This is a genomic window from Chryseobacterium flavum, assembly GCF_003385595.1.
GTDB lineage: Bacteria > Bacteroidota > Bacteroidia > Flavobacteriales > Weeksellaceae > Chryseobacterium > Chryseobacterium flavum.
This window is the reverse complement of record NZ_QNUE01000002.1, coordinates 180,299-200,007: the sequence shown is the minus strand read 5'-3', so window position 1 is coordinate 200,007 and position 19,709 is coordinate 180,299. Positions and strand designations below refer to the sequence as shown.

Annotated in this window: 13 protein-coding genes; 6 read left to right on the top strand and 7 right to left on the bottom strand. The window is 35.2% G+C overall.

What is annotated here, in order from left to right; all coding sequences use genetic code 11:
* The 7 genes from DRF59_RS03005 to DRF59_RS02975 all read right to left on the bottom strand — a co-directional run bounded on the left by DRF59_RS03005 (position 1) and on the right by DRF59_RS02975 (position 6,547).
* On the bottom strand, positions 1-402 hold the full coding sequence (locus DRF59_RS03005; protein ID WP_115956804.1) for a sugar 3,4-ketoisomerase: 402 nt from the start codon (positions 400-402) through the stop codon (positions 1-3).
* A 97-nt stretch (positions 403-499) separates the two neighbouring features.
* On the bottom strand, positions 500-1,753 hold the full coding sequence (locus tag DRF59_RS03000; protein WP_115956803.1) for an ABC transporter ATP-binding protein: 1,254 nt from the start codon (positions 1,751-1,753) through the stop codon (positions 500-502).
* Positions 1,754-1,804: 51 nt separating this feature from the next.
* Positions 1,805-2,653, bottom strand: coding sequence for an ABC transporter permease (locus tag DRF59_RS02995; protein WP_115956802.1), 849 nt, complete (start codon positions 2,651-2,653; stop codon positions 1,805-1,807).
* Positions 2,654-2,823: 170 nt separating this feature from the next.
* The gene (gene rfbA / locus DRF59_RS02990; protein WP_115956801.1) at positions 2,824-3,687 is read right to left on the bottom strand and encodes a glucose-1-phosphate thymidylyltransferase RfbA; all 864 of its coding nucleotides are present in this window, start codon (positions 3,685-3,687) and stop codon (positions 2,824-2,826) included.
* A gap of 4 nt (positions 3,688-3,691) precedes the next feature.
* On the bottom strand, positions 3,692-4,144 hold the full coding sequence (locus tag DRF59_RS02985) for a hypothetical protein (RefSeq protein WP_115956800.1): 453 nt from the start codon (positions 4,142-4,144) through the stop codon (positions 3,692-3,694).
* Positions 4,145-4,149: 5 nt separating this feature from the next.
* Complete coding sequence (gene rfbB, locus DRF59_RS02980) at positions 4,150-5,229, bottom strand: dTDP-glucose 4,6-dehydratase (protein WP_115956799.1); 1,080 nt, start codon at positions 5,227-5,229, stop codon at positions 4,150-4,152.
* A gap of 4 nt (positions 5,230-5,233) precedes the next feature.
* A complete protein-coding gene (locus DRF59_RS02975; protein WP_115956798.1) occupies positions 5,234-6,547 on the bottom strand; it encodes a UDP-glucose dehydrogenase family protein in 1,314 nt (437 codons plus the stop codon).
* Between the two features lie 214 nt (positions 6,548-6,761).
* On the opposite strand from DRF59_RS02975, the gene rimP reads away from it, so the two are divergent.
* From rimP to DRF59_RS02945, 6 genes are all read left to right on the top strand, one after another.
* Positions 6,762-7,229: a ribosome assembly cofactor RimP gene (gene rimP, locus DRF59_RS02970; RefSeq protein WP_115956797.1), complete on the top strand. Its 468-nt coding sequence runs from the start codon at positions 6,762-6,764 to the stop codon at positions 7,227-7,229.
* 16 nt (positions 7,230-7,245) lie between these two features.
* Positions 7,246-8,481 carry a transcription termination factor NusA gene (nusA, locus tag DRF59_RS02965; RefSeq protein WP_115956796.1) on the top strand — a complete coding sequence of 412 codons (1,236 nt, stop codon included), beginning with the start codon at positions 7,246-7,248 and terminating at the stop codon, positions 8,479-8,481.
* A gap of 79 nt (positions 8,482-8,560) precedes the next feature.
* Positions 8,561-11,494 (top strand): translation initiation factor IF-2, encoded by a 2,934-nt coding sequence (infB, locus tag DRF59_RS02960; protein WP_115956795.1) that lies wholly within the window; start codon positions 8,561-8,563, stop codon positions 11,492-11,494.
* Positions 11,495-12,084: 590 nt separating this feature from the next.
* A complete protein-coding gene (locus tag DRF59_RS02955; RefSeq protein ID WP_115956794.1) occupies positions 12,085-14,952 on the top strand; it encodes a SusC/RagA family TonB-linked outer membrane protein in 2,868 nt (955 codons plus the stop codon).
* 25 nt (positions 14,953-14,977) lie between these two features.
* Complete coding sequence (locus DRF59_RS02950; RefSeq protein ID WP_115956793.1) at positions 14,978-16,453, top strand: RagB/SusD family nutrient uptake outer membrane protein; 1,476 nt, start codon at positions 14,978-14,980, stop codon at positions 16,451-16,453.
* A 369-nt stretch (positions 16,454-16,822) separates the two neighbouring features.
* Positions 16,823-19,702, top strand: a complete 2,880-nt coding sequence (locus DRF59_RS02945; RefSeq protein WP_115956792.1) for a SusC/RagA family TonB-linked outer membrane protein — start codon at positions 16,823-16,825, stop codon at positions 19,700-19,702.
* Positions 19,703-19,709: the final 7 nt, after the last annotated feature.

Below are 19,709 nucleotides of genomic sequence, written 5' to 3'. Positions count from 1 at the left end.
TTAGTAATTTTTAAATTCTTCGAAATCTCTGAAATAATCATTTTCATCATATAACTCAGAGGCCAGACATAAGAGCACTGCATTATGGGAAAACTGTATATCTCTCCAGATTAGTTCTGGAATAAATAAACCTTTTGTTGGATGGTCTAAAATAAAGGTTTCTTTGTTTCCTTCTTTATCTTCTGTATTAAAAGTTATTATTCCCGAAACAGCAAATATTACCTGTTGGAGTTTTTTATGAGCATGTCCCCCACGGGTTACATCTTGTGGCGTATAGTATGTCCAGTAAACCCTTTGGATATCAAAGGGTATATTTTTCCTTGCTTCAGCAATAGTGATATAGCCTAACTCTGAAGAGCCTATTTTATCAAAAGTAATGATATGTGGATTGTTTTTTTCCATTGATATATTAAATCGTTCTGAATAGAATTATATTTGAAAGTAGCTTTTATTTTTAAATCATTAATGGTACTGATTAAATTTTTAAGTCTGTATAGATCTATTTTATTTTATAATTGAATTCGGGTCTGATAATACCGGGTAGGATACTGATGTTTGTTCCTAATTTCACATTTTCTACTTCAAACCCTATAATTTCATTAGCTATAAACAGTGGTGTCTTCTGGTCCTGTCCAAAAATGAGCTTAAAATAATAGTTGCCAGTATTTAAAAGATTGGGTGGAATTTCAAATTCTAATTCGTATTCTCTCTTTTGGGAGTCATTATTCCTTGAAATCAATGCTCCTGTATGGAAGACAATTGCCTCTTCATAAGTTCTAAGCTCAAAAGTAGCATCCAGATTGATATATTCTTTGAAATTATAGAATCTTAACCTAATTTTTATCCCTGAATTAATATCTAAAAATTCTCCTTTCGCCGGAGTAGCGGAGAATTCCAGGATTTTAATATTTTCATTCCCGATAGCTGTCTCCAGAGGGCCTTGATGGATATAGCTATTTTGTCTTTCAGAATTTTTCTGGTATTCAATGATAGTATTGGTAATATCACCTGAATAAATTAGTTGTCCCTGATTAAGCAATATACCACTTTGACACAATTCCTTTATGGCGGTCATATTATGACTTACAAAAAGGATTGTCCTTCCTTCTCCTTTTGTAACATCACCCATCTTTCCAAGGCATTTCTTCTGAAAATCAGCATCACCTACTGCTAAAACTTCATCTACAATTAAAATTTCAGATTCCAGGTGAGCAGCTACAGCAAAAGCCAGACGTACATACATCCCCGAAGAATATCTTTTTACGGGAGTATCAATATATCTTTCAACTCCGGAAAAATCTACAATTTCATCAAATTTACGCTTAATTTCCTTTCTGGTCATTCCTAAAATAGCGCCATTCAGAAATACATTTTCCCTTCCTGTCATTTCAGGGTGAAAGCCTGTACCTACTTCCAGGAGGGAAGCGATCCTTCCGTTAGTGTATATCTTTCCTGTTGTAGGCTTGGTTACTTTACTTAATAGTTTTAGAAGAGTGGATTTTCCGGCGCCATTTCTTCCAATAATACCAACTGCATCTCCTTGTTCTATTTCAAAATTTATATCACGGAGAGACCATACATAATCTGAATTACCTTTAGAGGTTCTGTCATTGGCTTCTCCTACTTTTAAATAGGGATCTTCTTTTCCTCTTACTTTATGCCAGAATCTGTTGAGGTCGTGAGATAAAGTACCTGTTCCTACTTCTCCCAGACGATATTGTTTTGATATGTTTTCTGCTTTTAAAGCTAGCATGTTTAAATGTTTTAAATTTTTTTATTCAGGTGTTTTTAATCTAAAATATGGTTATACCGTATCCATAAACGTTTTTTCAACTTTATTGAAAGTAACTACTCCTACAACTAGAAGAATTAAAATAATAATGGAGCTGGCTATTAACATTGTCGGAGAAAAATCACCTACACCCAGCCAACCATATTTAAAACATTCAAAAATACCTGTTAATGGGTTAAAACTAGCCAGTTTTTTAAAATACCCTGGTAACATGGATACTGGATAAATTACTGGTGTAGCATACATATATAACGTTATCCCAAAAACCAATAGCATACTCAGGTCCTTATATTTTGTAGTAAGTGCCGAAAAAATCATTCCTACACCCAATGCAAACAAAGCCATAAGAACCAAAAGAAATGGAGTGGCTAAAATCCACAAATTAGGAGAAATCTCCTTGTTGATCAGATAATATGCCCAGACAATAAGAAATAACACAAACTGAACGCTTAATCGCATCAGATTGGAAATGACAATTGAAATAGGGGTTACCAACCTTGGAAAATATACCTTACCAAAAATATTGGCATTTCCGGTGAATGTTGCTGATGTACCGAGCAAAGCTCCGGAAAAATAATTCCACAGAGTAACTCCTGCGAGATAAAATAATACACCTGGAGCTCCGTCAGTAGGAAGTTTTGCGAATCTGCCAAATATAATCAGATACGTAATTGTAGTAAAGATTGGATTGATAAAGAACCAGATAGGCCCTAAAATAGTTTGCTTGAAACTTGATATAAAGTCTCTTTTTACGAACATGTAAATAAGATCTTTATACCTCCAGACTTCTTTGAGTTTTAAATCAAATAAAGAGTGATGGGATTCAATCGTTTCTGTCCACTTTTGTTGTGGTTCATTCATCTGTGTAAGTTTTTGCAAATTTATAATAATTAATTCTTACCATATTTTAAATTGTGAATTATTATTCACTTAAAAACTAAAAGTAACAACTAATATATTGATATTTGTTGTTATAAGCAAAAACTATTGGCTTTATGGCCAATAGTATGTGAAAATTATAAACTATTTTCTTATTTATTTATAAGTCGTTTCAGGTACTCACCATAACCGCTTTTACCATATTTAGTAGCAGTTTCCAGTAATTTTTCTTCCGAGATAAATTTATTCCTGAAGGCAATCTCCTCAATGCAGCCAATCTTAAAGCCTTGTCTTTTTTCAATTACACTTACAAATTCCGAGGCATCATGAAGAGAATCAAAAGTTCCTGTATCCAGCCATGCAGTACCTCTGTCCAAAACTCCTACTTCAAGTTTGCCTTTGCTTAAGTATACATTGTTAACATCTGTAATCTCAAGTTCCCCTCTGGCAGAGGGCTTAATGTTCTTGGCAATTTCAACCACATTATTATCATAAAAGTAGAGTCCTGGAACTGCATAATTTGATTTAGGTTGTAAAGGCTTTTCCTCAATAGAAACAGCTTTAAAATTATGGTCAAATTCTACTACTCCATATCTTTCGGGGTCAGCTACGTGATAAGCAAATACAACTCCTCCGTCGGGATTGGTTTTATTTTTCAGTAAAGTACCCATTTCAGATCCGTAGAAAATATTGTCGCCCAACACTAGAGCTGCAGGATCATTTCCGATAAATTGTTCCCCTAAAATAAATGCCTGCGCTAATCCGTCAGGGCTAGGTTGTACTACATATTCTATATTACAGCCCAATTGAGAGCCATCACCTAAAAGTTTAATAAATCCTGGCTGATCATGGGGAGTGGTGATGATCAGTATATCCCTGATTCCGGCTAAAAGGAGTGTGGAAAGAGGGTAATAAATCATAGGTTTGTCGTAAACAGGCATTAACTGCTTGCTGACAGCAATAGTTAGAGGGTAAAGTCTTGTTCCGGAACCTCCGGCTAATATTATTCCTTTCATCTTTTTATTTTTGAATATTCTCTATAGCATAATCCATTTGATTTTTAATATTTAAGTCAATGTCCGGAGTTATCAGAAAAGTGGTGTTCCTTTTTGATAGTACTCCTCCTATGCTTTTGTGAAATTGAATCAGTTCTTTTAAATTCTTTTCCGAAATAAAAGAAAATGAGCTGTGTATTGAAATTTTAAAATTATCAAAATTAAAATTGTTAATAATTGATTGAATCTGTTCTTTGGTAAGCAGTTCCTTTGGAGGATCTGCACTATAGTCAAATCTTTTCAGCTCAAGATAATCTGTGGCATAATTAATCAGTGCTTCTTTGTAATGGGAGACTTCTATAAACTCATCGATCAGTTTTTGTTGAGATAAGTTGGCCATTGCCGGAGGTGGAGGGAGTGTCTGGGCATTAGCCAAAGAAGAAAATACGACAAAGAGCAATAGAAAAATTGATTTCATGCTTTTTAATTATACTGCTTTTCGTAGTATTTCTGATAATCTCCGCTTGTTACATTTTCAAGCCATTCTTTATTTTCAAGATACCAGTCAATGGTTTTACTCAGGCCTTCCTGAAAAGTTACCGATGGTTTCCAGTTCAGATCTTTGTTGAGTTTCGTAGCATCAATAGCATAACGTTTGTCATGTCCCGGGCGGTCTTTTACAAAAGTGATAAGTTTTTCAGAATAGCCTTCCTGTCTTCCAAGCTTGGCATCCATTTGTCTGATCAGTTCTTTTACCAAATCGATATTTTGCCATTCATTGAAACCTCCGATATTGTATGTTTCTCCCGTTCTGGCTTCATTGAAGATCTGGTGAATTGCTTTGGCGTGGTCAATTACAAATAGCCAGTCCCTGGTATATTTCCCATCACCATATATAGGTAAGGGTCTTTCATTGATAATGTTTGAAATACATAAAGGGATTAGTTTTTCAGGAAAGTGGTTAGGGCCGTAATTATTGGAACAGTTTGATATGATAAACGGCATTCCATAAGTATTACCATACGCTCTTACCAGATGATCAGATGCTGCTTTTGATGCTGAATACGGAGATTGTGGGTCATATGGTGTGGTCTCCAGGAAAAATCCTGTTTCTCCTAAGCTTCCATATACTTCATCTGTAGAAACATGATAGAATAAGTTTGTTCTTTCCTCATCAGGGAATCTTCCGTGAGTGTGATCCGGATTTAAATCCCAGAATTCTTTACAAAGATTAAGAAGGTTTGCAGTACCATTTACATTGGTATTAATGAATGCCATTGGGTCTGTAATACTTCTGTCAACATGGCTTTCTGCGGCTAAATGTATGACAGCATCAGGTTTATATTTTTCAAAAACCTTTCTTAATTCTTCAGGTTTTGTAATATCAGCTTTTTCAAAAACGTAGTTGGATTCGTTTTCAATATCTTTTAAATTTTCTAAATTTCCTGCATAAGTAAGTGCATCCAGATTGATTATTGTAGTATCCGGATTATTCTTTACAAATTCTCTTACAACATGTGATCCGATAAATCCGGCTCCTCCTGTAATGATTATATTCTTCATTTAATTATTTTGAGATTGTCTGTCTTCCTATACTTTTATAATAAAACCCGTTTTGAGCCGGAATTTCCAGAGGATACATATTCCTGCCGTCAAAAATAACTTTGCCTTTCATTTTTTGTGCCATGAGCTCAAAGTTAGGATTTTTAAATTCGGGCCACTCTGTACAAATGAATAAGGCATCAGCATCTTCCAGGGCATCGTACATTCCTTTTGCATATTGTATTTTATTACCAATAAGTTTTTGTACATTATTTTCTGCAACGGTATCGTATGCCACAATTTCTGCGCCCTTTTCTAATAAAAGAGCAATATTATCTAAAGACGATGCTTCCCGGATGTCATCTGTATTGGCTTTAAAAGCAAGCCCCCACATAGCGATTTTTTTTCCTTGAAGGTTCCCTCCGAAATATTTTTCAATTTCGGCGACCAGAATAGTTTTTTGCGCGGTATTTACATTTTCTGTAGCCTCCAGGAGCTGGAAGTTGAAATTTTCCTGTTTTCCGGATTTTATAAGTGCTTTCACATCTTTGGGGAAACAGCTCCCTCCGTATCCTATGCCCGGAAATAAAAACCGATGTCCTATCCGGTCATCACTTCCCATTCCCAGTCTCACCTTGTCTACATCTGCACCTACTTTTTCACAGTAATTTGCAATTTCATTCATAAACGTGATTTTTACGGCTAAGAACGAGTTGGAAGCATATTTGGTGAGTTCCGATGACTTTTCATCCATAAAAATAATGGGAATACCGGTATTGGTAAACGGCTGATAAATTTTGGACATGATCTCTTTTGCCTTATCGGAGCTGGCTCCTACAACAACTCTTGAAGGATTCATGGAGTCTTCAACAGCAAAGCCTTCTCTTAAAAACTCTGGATTTGATACTACATCAAACGGGATATCTGTTTTGGACGATATGACTTCTCTTACTTTGTCAGCTGTTCCTACAGGAACTGTACTTTTATTGACAACAACTTTATAATCAGTCATCATCTCACCAATATCATTGGCTACTTTAAGTACGTAAGAAAGATCTGCTGACCCATCCTCGCCAGGCGGAGTAGGTAATGCCAGGTAAACTACCTCACTTTTGTCCAGGGCTTCTTTAAGATTTGTTGTGAAAAATAACCTTTCCGATTGAATGTTTCTGTGAAACATCTCTTCAAGGTTCGGCTCATAAATGGGAACAACGCCATTTTTCATGCCTTCCACTTTTTTTTCATCAATATCAACACAGTATACTGAATTGCCAAGTTCTGCCAGGGTAGTTCCTGTAACCAACCCTACATAGCCTGTTCCTACAATCGTTATATTCAAAATGTTTGTTTTTAAAATTCAAGACAAAAATAATAAAAATACTTTCATATGCTCCTTTAATTTACTGTAAATGAAATTTCATCTATTTGCTTGATAATAAGATAATTTTGCTTTTTTAGAAAAAAAGCGTATATTTGCAATGGATTTACGGAAAAAATGGGAAGGCTTCGCAAGAAAGCCTTTTTTCGTACTGTAAATCAAGATAAAACAATGTATGGAGTTTAGAAAAAGAATTGAAGAATTATTAAATGAATTCCTTGAGACCAGAAAAGATCTTTTTCTCATTGATCTGAAAATTTCTGCAGGGGATGATATTACAGTGATTTTAGATGGTGATAATGGAGTCTCCTTGCAGGATTGCCTCGATGCAAGCCGGGCAATAGAGTTCAATATGGACCGTGAAGAACATGATTTCAGCCTTCAGGTAATGTCTGCGGGATTGAGTGAACCATTGTCTATACCCAGGCAGTTCAGGAAAAATTTAGGAAGAGAGATTGAAGTAATGCTGGAGGATTCTTCTAAAATTGAAGGGGAATTGTCAAAAGCAGATGAAGATAAAATCACTCTTATTTTGCGCTATCGCAAACCGAAAGATATCGGAAAAGGGAAGGTAGATGTGGAGGAGGAAAAAGAAATTCCTTACTCAGAGATCAAAAAAGCATTAGTAATAATTAAATTTTAAAAAGAAAAAAGAATAGATGGATAATATAGCGTTGATTGAATCCTTTGGTGATTTTAAAGACGAAAAAGGGATCAGTAAAATTGATCTTATGGCAATTATTGAAGACTCACTGAAAACACTCTTAAGAAAAAGATTTGATTCAGATGATCATTTTGATGTGATTGTAAACCCGGATAAAGGAGATTTTCAGATATTTTTGAATAAAACAATTGTAGAAGATGAAATGTCTGAGGATGATGACCTGGAAATTGAAATTTCTGAGGCTAAAAAGATAGATCCTACTTTTGAAGTGGGAGAGGACTTTACCATGGAAATTCCTGTTGCACAATTGGGAAGAAGAAATATTCTTACCTTAAAACAAATTTTAGCTACAAAACTTCAGGAGCACAATAATGCTATGCTTTATGAACAGTTTAGAGATAAAATAGGTGAAATTGTAGTGGGAGAAATCCACCATATCCGTCATAAACATGTTATCTTATTGGATGATGAAGGAAATGAGTTTATTTTACCGAAAGAAAATCAGATCCCATCCGATTTCTTTAAAAAGGGTGAGAATATCAGAGCTATTGTTGAAACAGTAGATTTTAAAGGATCTAAGCCGCAGATCATTATTTCCAGAACTGCACCAAAATTCCTTGAAAAATTATTAGAGCTGGAAATTCCTGAAATTCAGGATGGAACAATTATCCTTAAAAAGGTGGTGAGGATTCCTGGGGAGAAGGCGAAGATCGCCGTAGACGCTTATGATGACAGAATTGACCCTGTTGGGGCTTGTGTGGGTGTTAAAGGATCCAGAATTCATGGGGTAGTAAGAGAGTTGAGAAATGAAAACATCGATGTTATTCAGTGGTCTAAAAACCCTGAAATTTTGGTGAAGAGAGCTTTGGGAAATGTTATTATTAACAAAATTGAAATCAATGAGGAAACCAACTATGCACTGGTGTATACTCCTGTTGAAGAAATTTCTAAAGTAATCGGAAAACAAGGTCAAAATATCAGACTGGCTTCTTGGTTGACAGGATATGAGATTGATGTATACAGAGAATCCAGTGAGGACGACGACGTTGAATTGAAAGAATTCAATGACGATATCGAACAATGGATTTTGGATGAATTTAAGAAAGTAGGACTTACGACTGCAAAATCAGTCTTGGATAAAGAAACCGAAAGCCTTTTAAATATGGTTGACCTTGAAGAAGAGACAATTGAAGAGGTGAAGCGTATCCTGAGAGAAGAATTTGAAGATTAAGATTTGTAAATAAATTTTAATAAACAGTAAAAAAGAAATACTTTAATTTTAAAAATTAAAAAAACAGTAAATAATATAGATGCCAAAAATAAGATTAAATAAAGCGGTTAAGGAATTCAACATTTCGATGTCCAGATTAGTAGAGTTTTTACAGTCAAGGGGATTTGAGGTTGAAAGCAATCCTAACGCTCAATTAGAAGAAGCGGCATATTCTGCATTGGAAGCTGAGTTTGCCAAGGATGGTGAACAGAGAAAGGCTTCCCATGAGGTGGTAATTACTAAAGTTCCGGAGGAGAAACTGGAAATTGAAGAGAAGAAAACCCCCGAAGTGATAAGAGCTAAAGCTAATAAACCAGAAACTAAGATTTTAGGTAAGATAGATTTAGAACCTAAGCATATTGAAGTTGAAGAGACCCCTGCTGCTCCTGTAGTAACACCGGTTGAAGAAAAGAAAGAAGAAATCGTGAAAGAAGAACCGGAAGTTAAAGCAATGCCAGAAAAACAGGAGTTTAAAGTTTTGGATAAAATTGATTTGTCTCAGATCGAATCTAGAAATAGACCGGTTAAAAAAGACAAACCAAAAGTGGAAGAGAAAAAAGAAGAAGAAAAAACAGTGGAGCCTATAAAAGAAACTCCGAAGCCTGTGTCAGATGAAAAGCAGGTAGAAACTCCCAAAGTTGAGGCTGAGCAGGAATCTCAGGAACCGCAAAAAATTGAGACTGTTTATCAGAAGCTTGATGGTCCTAAAATTGTCGGAGAAAAGATTGATTTAACTCAATTTGCACCAAAACCAGGTGCCGGAGCAAAAAAGAAAAGAAAAAGAATTGAAAAACCCGGAGGTCAGAATAATCAACAAGGCCAAGGGAATAATCAAAATTCAGGAAATAACCAGGGAGGTCAGGGAAACCGTTCTCAGAATAATGGTGGACAAGGTGGAAACCGCCAGGGACAAGGTGGCCAAGGAAACCGTCCTCAAGGTCAAGGTGGCCAGGGAGGCAATCGTTTTGGTAACAATCAAGGTGGTGGAAACCGTCAGGGGCAAGGAGGAGGCTTCAAGAAAGGAGGTCAGAACAACAGGCCTGGACAAAGGGTTATGCCGGTTGAATTAACTGACGAACAGGTTAAAAACCAGATCAAGGAGACCTTAGAAAAACTTACCAATAAAGGAGGTAAATCTAAATCTGCAAAACATAGAAAAGATAAAAGAACTTTCCGAAGAGAGCAGGATGAGCGTCAGCAAGAACTTGAAGCGCAAGATAGAACTCTTAAAGTTACCGAATTCATCACAGTAGGTGAATTGGCAAGTTTGATGAATGTTTCACCAACTGAAGTAATTTCTGCATGTTTCTCATTAGGAGTAATGGTTACTATGAACCAAAGGCTTGAAGCAGATACTTTGTTATTAGTAGCGGATGAATTTGGTTATAAAATTGAATTCTCAGATGCTGATCTTGAAGAGAATGACAGTGAAGATGAAATTGACAATGAAGAAGATCTTGTATCAAGAGCTCCGATTGTTACCGTAATGGGACACGTTGACCACGGTAAGACCTCATTACTTGATTACGTTAGGAAAACGAATGTTATTGCAGGTGAATCCGGAGGTATCACACAGCACATCGGTGCATACAATGTGAAGCTTGAAAACGGACAGAGAATTACGTTCTTAGATACACCGGGACACGAAGCGTTTACAGCAATGAGAGCGAGAGGGGCCCAGATTACAGATATAGCAATTATTGTAATTGCTGCTGATGATGATGTAATGCCTCAAACAAAAGAAGCTATTTCCCATGCTCAGGCAGCTGGCGTACCGATGATCATTGCATTAAACAAAGTTGATAAACCGAATGCTAACCCGGATAATATCCGTCAGCAGCTTTCAGGGATGAATATCTTAGTAGAGGAATGGGGAGGTAATGTTCAGTCTCAGGAAATTTCTGCTAAATTTGGTAATAATGTTGATCTGTTATTGGAGAAAGTGTTACTTCAGGCAGAATTATTGGAATTAAAAGCTAATCCTAACAGAAATGCACAAGGGGTTGTCATTGAAGCATCTTTGGATAAAGGCCGGGGATATGTTTCTACGATGCTGGTGCAAAGTGGAACTTTAAGAGTTGGAGATTATGTGCTAGCAGGTAAAAACCATGGTAAGGTAAAAGCAATGCTTGATGAAAGAGGACGAAATCTTAAAGAAGCAGGCCCTTCAATTCCGGTTACTATTTTAGGATTAGATGGAGCACCTACAGCTGGTGATAAATTTAAAGTGTACGCAGATGAAAGCGAAGCGAAGTCTATTGCTAACAAAAGAGAGCAGCTTCAGAGAGAGCTTTCCATCAGAACTAAAAAACATACTACACTGGAGGAATTGGGAAGAAGAATTGCCTTAGGTGACTTTAAGGAATTGAATATTATTCTTAAAGGAGATGTGGATGGTTCAGTTGAGGCTTTATCTGATCAGTTACAAAGACTTTCAACTGCTGAGATTAATGTGAATATTCTTCATAAAGGAGTAGGACAGATTACGGAATCTGATGTTAATTTAGCAGCTGCCTCCGATGCGATCATTATTGGATTTAATGTAAGAGCTGGTGCTAATGCCAAAGATCTTGCAGATAGAGAAGAAATTGAGATCAGAACATATTCTGTAATCTATGCGGCTATTGAAGAAGTAAAAGAAGCAATGGAGGGAATGCTTTCTCCTGAAATTAAAGAACAGGTAATTGGTAATGTTGAAATCAGAGAAGTATTTAAAATCTCTAAAGTGGGTACAATTGCCGGATGTATGGTTCTTTCAGGAAAAGTAACAAGAAACTCTAAAGTGAGAGTATTGAGAGATGGTATTGTTAAGTTTGATGGAGAACTTGAAAGTTTGAAACGTTTCAAAGATGATGTGAAGGAAGTAACCAAAGGTTATGAATGTGGTCTGAACCTGAAAGGCTATAATGATATTGAAATCGGAGATATTCTTGAAGTTTATGAAGAAGTAGCTGTTAAAAAGAAATTGAAATAATATTCTGTTAATAATACTTAAAAGCCACCTCAAAGAGGTGGCTTTTTTTTTATTGCTAATTTGAAAATGCTGTTGTTTTATATGAATTTTATTCAGTCTATTTTTTATTTTGGTTTATTTTATTCTATATCTAATATGAGCGTGAATGAACGTGTATAGAGAGCTGGAGAGGCATTAGTGAGCTTTTTCTTTCCATATTTTTTTAGCTGTTTTATGTTTCGGTATGATATTTCCTGAATGGGATATCATTTATTATATAAGTAAGATCTTGGAAATGTGGTATTAAAATGTTATTTGATCGTTTTTTAAACAATAAAATAATGTGAAAAAGTAATTTTTAATTACATTTTAATTTAGAATGATTATAAATAAAAAATAATACATAATAAAATAATTATGCGTAGTGTGTTATTTTTTATATTTTATGCTATTTAATATTTATTTTTTCTCCAAAAATTGTCAAATATTCATATAATATACTTAAATGTGTGTAAGTCGTTAAAAATTATTTAATTTAATGAAGTGAAAAATTTGCTAGTGTTAATATTTATTAACATATTTGTTGCTAAAATATATTAAAATTTGTTAATATGAATGTTAAACTACGTGTATTAAGTGCGGGAGCTTTGTTTTTCATAGGACAAGCGGCTTTTGCGCAATCAACTAAGAAGGATACTGCTAGGCAAGAAACAAAAATTGAAGAAGTTGTTCTGACTGGAGCTTTTGGTACAAAACTTACTCCGGAGCAATCTATTGGATCTACTTCAACAGTAAAAGCTGCTGAGTTGGAAAAGCCTGCAGCTATTTCTATTGATAATGTTTTGCAAGGTAAGGTGGCAGGTTTGTATTCGTCTGCCAGTTCAGGACAACCGGGAGCAAGTACTATTACATTAATCAGAGGTCTTACTTCTTTAACAGGAAATAATGAACCATTATATGTAATTGACGGAGTAGCTGTACAATCGGGAGATATTGCAGGAGCACTAACTTCTCAAAATGCACTTTCTTTGATAAACCCTTCAGATATTGAAGATATCCAGGTGTTAAAAGATGGTGTTTCTACAGCATTATATGGTTCAAGAGGTGCTGCTGGGGTTGTTCTTATTAAAACGAAATCCGGAAAAAGAGGAAGATCACAACTTAATTTCATTAGTGAAATAGGAGGAAGTGATGTTGCTTTTGAAAAATTTAAAATGACAAACGCAGCTGAAAATACTAAACTGTTCGGGTTGTCATTATACAATGCAGGAATTGCAGGCTCAATGCAGGAAGGTTATGATATTGCTAAGTCAGAATTTGATTGGGATGGGTCTACGGATACTGATTGGAATAAATTGGCAAGAAGAAATACGCCGGCATATAATCGATATAACTTAAGTTATACCGGAGGTACTGAAAGCTTTAAAATATTCTCTTCATTAGGGTATTTAAAACAGGAAGGTCTAGCGAGAAATGCTGAGTTCCAGAGATATTCAGGATCTTTAAAAGGTGATTGGAATGCGTCAGATAAATTGAAAATGCATTTTAATATCAATTTATCCAGGTCTATTCAATCTGGAGCTACAGACGGATCTTCTTTTTCCAATCCGATTTTCTCTGCAAGATTATTGTCTCCTACACAAAGACCGTACAATGCGGATGGTTCATATAATACCAGTCTATATTTCTTGAATCCTGAATTCAATCCAATAGGAATTGAAAACGAGAACATTGAAAAGGGAACTTTTGATAAAGTTATTTCAAGTGTTGGTGCAGACTATAAAATCCTACCATACTTAACTTTCTCTACAAACTTTGCCATTGATAATACTCAATCAAGAGAAACTATATATTGGAATCCTGATTTTGGGGATGGTAATTTTGATGGAGATGTAAAAGGAAATGGTTATTTATATGGATATAACAAAAACTTATTTACCTGGGATTGGTATTCATTCTTACATTTCAATAAAAAATTTGGTGAAAAACATGACCTTTCAGCTTCTATTGGTATAGAAAGTTATGTGACAGATAATAATAACAGTAACTGGGATGCACAAGGTTTTCCTGCGGGAACCAGAATTCCTTATGCTGCTGTTGCTGCTAATCCGGCATCTACGCCTTCTTCGAATTTTACAAGAATTTCAGATGTTGGTTATATGGGAAGATTTGCCTATACGTATAATAAGTTTGTAACACTATCCGGATCTTTTAGAAGAGAAGGAAACTCAATCTTTAGTGATTATTGGGGGAACTTTTATGGAGCAGGAGCAAGTGTTAACTTGACTAATTTAAATATCTTAAATAATGTATTTAAGAATTTGGTAGTGAGAGGTTCATTTGGACAGAATGGTAACCCATCTTTGACCGCATATCAGAAAGCTGCATTATATAGTTATGCTGGCGACTACCTTGCATCAAATGCGGGGCAGATATCTCAAACCGGAGCATTCCCTGGTGAAAGATTGAAGTGGGAGGTTTCTGAGAAAATTAACCTTGGGATAGACTTCAGTACTAAAGGGAATAATAATCTATATGGTACTGTTGACTTTTTTAAGAACAGTAACGATGATCAGTTGTTAAGTTTCCCAATCCCTGTTTCAGGATCTGGGTTTACAGGTATTACAAGAAATCTTGGTAGTACAGTGTCTAAAGGAATTGAAACTACTTTAGGATTTAGAAGAAATACAGAGAATTTTAATTTTGATACAAGATTCCTTTATACGTATAATGAAAACGTAATTGAATCTTTAGGGCCAGGAGGTAATACAACAATTGTAAGAAATGGTAGTAAGGCATGGGCTGTAGGTCACAATCCTACGGAGTATTATCTGCGTTTATGGGCTGGTGTTGATCCATCCAATGGAGATCCGCTATGGTATACAGATGAAACCCGTACAGCTACAACTAATAGCTCTTCTGTAGCTAAGCAAGTATTTACAGGTAAAAGCGCGTTGCCTAAACATATGTTAAACTGGCAGACTGATATGGAATATAAAAACTTTAAATTAAGCTTCCAGTTTAATTTCTTAGGAGGGTATTCTGTATATGATCGTTGGGCATTTATTTATGACGGTGACGGGCAATATGCTAACCTGAATTCCTTCAGTGATGCATTATATAATTCCTGGACGCCGGAGAATCCTAATGCTACAAGACCAAAATATGTTTATGGAGGTAACAAAAACTCTACAGCTGCTTCAACAAGATATTTGTATGATGGTGATCATATCAGATTAAGACAGATTGAGCTTGGATATAAGTTTACTAAGAATGTGTTGAATATCGACGGAATTAATGGTATTTATGTATATGCAAGAGGGGTAAATCTTTGGACATATGCATTCGATAAAAAATTATATTTTGATCCGGAGGCGAATTCAAATGCATGGTCGTATACTTCAGAAAATATGGGGGTTTATGATCAGACGCAACCTAACATGAGACAGTATATCATGGGGATTTCAATTGATTTTTAAATTTTATTAAATAGTTAAAAATATTATGAAAAATATAAAGACAAAAATAAATACATTAGCTGTTGTCAGTTTAGGATTATTTGCAACATCTTGTTCTGAAGATAATTTCCTGAAACAAGAGTCGCCAACAAACCCTCCGACAGAGACAGCTATCACTAATGAGAAAACTTTGGAGATTGCAGTTAAAGGGTTGTATAATTTGATGCAAACCAATAGTGATGGATCTCAAAATTCTTATGGTGCATTGATTCCTACCTTAAATGAATTGTTAGGAGATAATGGTTTTGTGAGTTTACGTAATTCGAATAGGTTCTCTGCAACCAGACAGCCAACACTGACTTTTTTTGTCAGACAAAGTGGTGATATCCAGACGCTGTGGAATTCTTTATATAAGATTATTGCAAACGCTAATTATATTATCAGTAAAGAAGGGACTATAAGTGATGATATAACGACTGAAGAACAAACTCCTCAAAACTTATTCGCTCAGGCTCACCTAGTAAGAGCTATGTGCTATCATACACTGGTTAGTTTCTTCTCAGACAAAGTAGGAGGTGCTAACCAGAATTTAGGAGTTCCTATTGCGTTAAAATATGACCCTTCCCAAATGTTGCCTAGATCTTCAGTTCAGGCTGTGTATGATCAAATTAAAAAAGATTTAGATGCGGCTCAAGCTATTAACGAAGTTAATCAAGCTTATGCCGGAGATCCGTCAACTAAAACTAAGCTTTTAGGAAAAGCGGCGTTGGATATGATGTATTCCAGATATTATCTTTCTATTAAAGACTATGCTAATGCTAATGTTTATAGCCAAAAAGTTTTAGATAATAATAAATATAGCCTTTTAACTCTAGGACAAGTAGCTGGCTTTTTTACAAGTGAGCAGCAGCCTGAGACAATTTTCGAGCTAGAATATACCTCCAATGATCAGCCAGGTGCTAATGATGGAATTACAGCTACATGGTATTCTGGAGGAAGATATAGACAGAATTTTGCAACAAGGGCATTTTATGATCAATACAGTGCAACTGATGTTAGAAAAGCTGCATGGTATAGTTTAACTGGCGTTGGATCTCCAAGTATTACAACTTTCCCTGATGTTCCTAAACCTGTAGATGTAAAGAAATATACTTCGCCTGACCAGGATATCATTATATTTAGAAAAACAGAAGCTGTATTTAATCAGTTAGAAGCTCTTTATTATACTGACCCTGCTTCTGCATTAACTAAATTAGTTGCTTGGGTTAAGACTTACAGAGATCCTGCTTATGTATTTGCAGGTACTGGAACAGCTCTTTTAGATGAGATTTTAAAACAAAAGAATATGGAATTCTTCCTGGAAGGCTTCAGATATACTGATTTGAAAAGAAATGGAAGAGGATTTACCAATCCACAAACTACAGTGACTTTAAATCCAGGCATGAAAGAGTTTCAGGCTTTCCCTGTTCCATTGCAAGAACAAAATGCTAACCCAAATATTCAACAGTATCCTGGTTATTAATATTAATCAGAATTGTTATAATAATAAAAAACCTGCTTCAAGCAGGTTTTTTTATTTTGTTTTATTCATTATATACGGATAAGTAAATCTTTTATCATTTTTATCAACTCTTGAAATTTTATTAATTAATAAATAATATTTTGAAAAATATTTAATTAGTAAAATCGATATTTTAGGTTTATTTTTTTCTTTTATAATTATGGTTTTTCAAAAAATAATTAACATAAATTATTAAAAATTAAAATTTTTTTTCAATAAAAAATGTGGAGTTAATGTGCTTGAAATGGCTTCCAGAAGGCGAAAGCTTGCGAATGTTAATATTTATTAACATATTTGTCTCCTTAAAATTTATTAATAAAATTTGTTAATATGAATGTGAAACTAAGCGTGTTAAGTGTTGGGGCTTTATTTTTTTTAGGGCAAGCAACTTTTGCACAAAAGACAAAAAAAGATTCAGCTACGACACAGATTGAAGAGGTGGTAATGGTTGGGTTCGGTCAAAAAAAGACCGTACAGGAAATCACAGGAGCTACAAGTAAAATGACTGCAAAGTCGATTGAAGATGTTCCTGTAGCTTCAGTAGACAAAATGTTACAGGGAAGAGTAACCGGAGTTCAGGCCGGGAGTGCTTCAGGACAGCCGGGAGGTTTTGCGAATGTAAGGGTAAGAGGTGTCTCCTCTATTAATGGTGTAACATCTCCAATTTACATTGTGGATGGAGTTAGGGTTGCAAATGGAAGTTTAGGAACAGCTAATGGAACATCCAACCTTACGAACATTCTTGCTAACTTAAGTCCGGATGATGTAGAAAGTATTACAGTTCTAAAAGATGCAGTTTCTACAGCTGTTTATGGAGCTGATGCAGGTGCTGGTGTAATTGTAATTACAACAAAGTCAGGTAAAAAAGGAAAGCCGAGATTTAATTTGTCTTTCAACAGTGGTTTTAATAAACAAGCGGTTGAAATGCATAGAGGTTATACTGCAGGAGAGTATAAAACTTACCTGAGAGATATGTTTAATAATACTTATAATACTAATTATAGTATTGATGAAATTGCAGCTGGAGCGCTAAAATCAAAACTTTCCAATTCAGCAAATGCAAATGCCATGGCAATAATGTCATCACCACATGATACCAACTGGTTAGATGTTGCCAGAAAAGATGGATATCAGCAAAATACAGATTTTAGTATGTCCGGTGGAAATGACAAGTTTACTTATTATGTTGCAGCAAATATGTTTGAGCAAAACAGTATTATTAAGAACTCTTTCTTTAAGAGACTATCTTATACTACAAAATTGAGCTACCAGGCAACCGATAAGTTAAAAATCAGTACGGATTTTCAAATTTCCCATAGTAAAACAAGAACATTGAGTGACGCGGGAGCATTCTCAAACCCTATCTTATCTCAATATTTCAACAGACCAACAGATCCGGCAAGAAATCCGGATGGTTCATGGTATTTAGGGAATCCGTCAAACAGCAGATTAAGTAATAACCAGTTTAACCCAGGATTCTTACTTGACAATAACTATATTCAGGCTGGAACATTCAGAGCTTTTGCTAACTTAAATGTTGAGTACAAAATCCTTAAAAATTTAACGTATAGATTTGTCTTCTCCCCAGAATATGTAAGTATGGAAGAAGATACATATTGGAATCCACTACATGGGGACGGATATACTTATGGAGGTTATCAAAGAACTTCAGTAAACAGATATTTTAACTTTAACGTTCAGAATATCTTGGATTACTCACAGAAGTTCGGAAAGCATAATGTTGGTGCCTCTTTGATTCAGGAAGCATATAAAAGTGACAGGAAATTCTTAAGAGCAACAGGTATTACAGTAGGAACTCCGACGTTGGAAACCCTAAGTAATTTTGTTGTACCTTACGGTTATCAGGGAACCCGAGGTATCAACTCAAGGTATGGATATGCTGTAACAGGGCACTATGATTATGATAAGATGTTGCTATTAGATGCTTCTTATCGTAGAGACGTTCTTTCTCAGTTTATGCCAGGTAATAAAGCCGGAAACTTCTGGTCTATCGGAGCAGGATTCGATTTGGCAAGACTTAATTTTGTGAGAGAGATGGAAGCTATTTCAATGGCTAAATTCAGAGCCTCTTACGGTAAGTTAGGAAATCAGGTAAGTGCTAATCCATATGCACTATATGCTTATGATACCAACTATAATGATTACGCAGCAGGCAGGTATTTTAATGTTTATAATGCTAACTTATCTTGGGAAACTGTTAATCCGTTTAACGTAGGGATTGATTTAGGGTTCTTAAGAAACAGAATTACTGTTAGTGCGGAATATTATAATAAGAAAACTAAAAACCTTATCTATAATGTGCCATTATCTATAGCACAAGGAGGAGTTCTTAATGACAATGGTACTTTAAAGTACGGGTTAATGGTTGACAACGTTGGAACACTTGTTAATAAAGGTTTTGAATTTTCTGTAAATGCAGATATTTTCAAAGGAGATAGAAATCAGTTCAACTGGTCTATTGGTGCTAACTTATCGACTCTTAAAAATGAAGTTACTGAATTATATGGAGGAGCAGTAGATACTGGAACAACTACTCTTAGAGTTGGTGAAGGTGTTCGTTCATTCTATCTGAGAAAATGGGCAGGAGTAGATCCGTCGAATGGAGATCCATTATGGTACATTAACGGTGTTGATGGCGAAACAACAAATGATTATAACAAAGCTAAGCAAGCTGTTCAGGGATCATTCCTAAGTACAGTATTTGGAGGTGCCAATACTAGTCTTTCTTATAAAGGATTTGCTTTAGACCTTCAGTTTACTTACGGATTTGGAGGTAAAATCTATGATAACTGGGCTAGTTATTCATACAGTGACGGACAGTATTCTTTAAATTATCCTGGATATGGGGATGTAATGGGAGATTACTGGACTCCTCAAAATACAACTGCTGCTAACCCAAAACCTATTAGCGGAGGTAATAAACTATCCAATAGAGCTTCTACAAGATTCTTATATGATGCAGATTACATCAGATTAAGTAATGCAAAATTTGGATATACATTTACAGGAGACTTCCTGCAAGGTTCAGGACTTAACTCTTTACAAGTGTATGTAATGGCTAACAATGCATGGACATACAGATTCGATAAGAGATTAAAGTTTGATCCGGAAACCAATATCTCAGGATATACTGATTTGAGCTTACCGGTATTGAAATCATTTGTATTTGGTGTTAATATTAGTTTTTAAAAAAGAA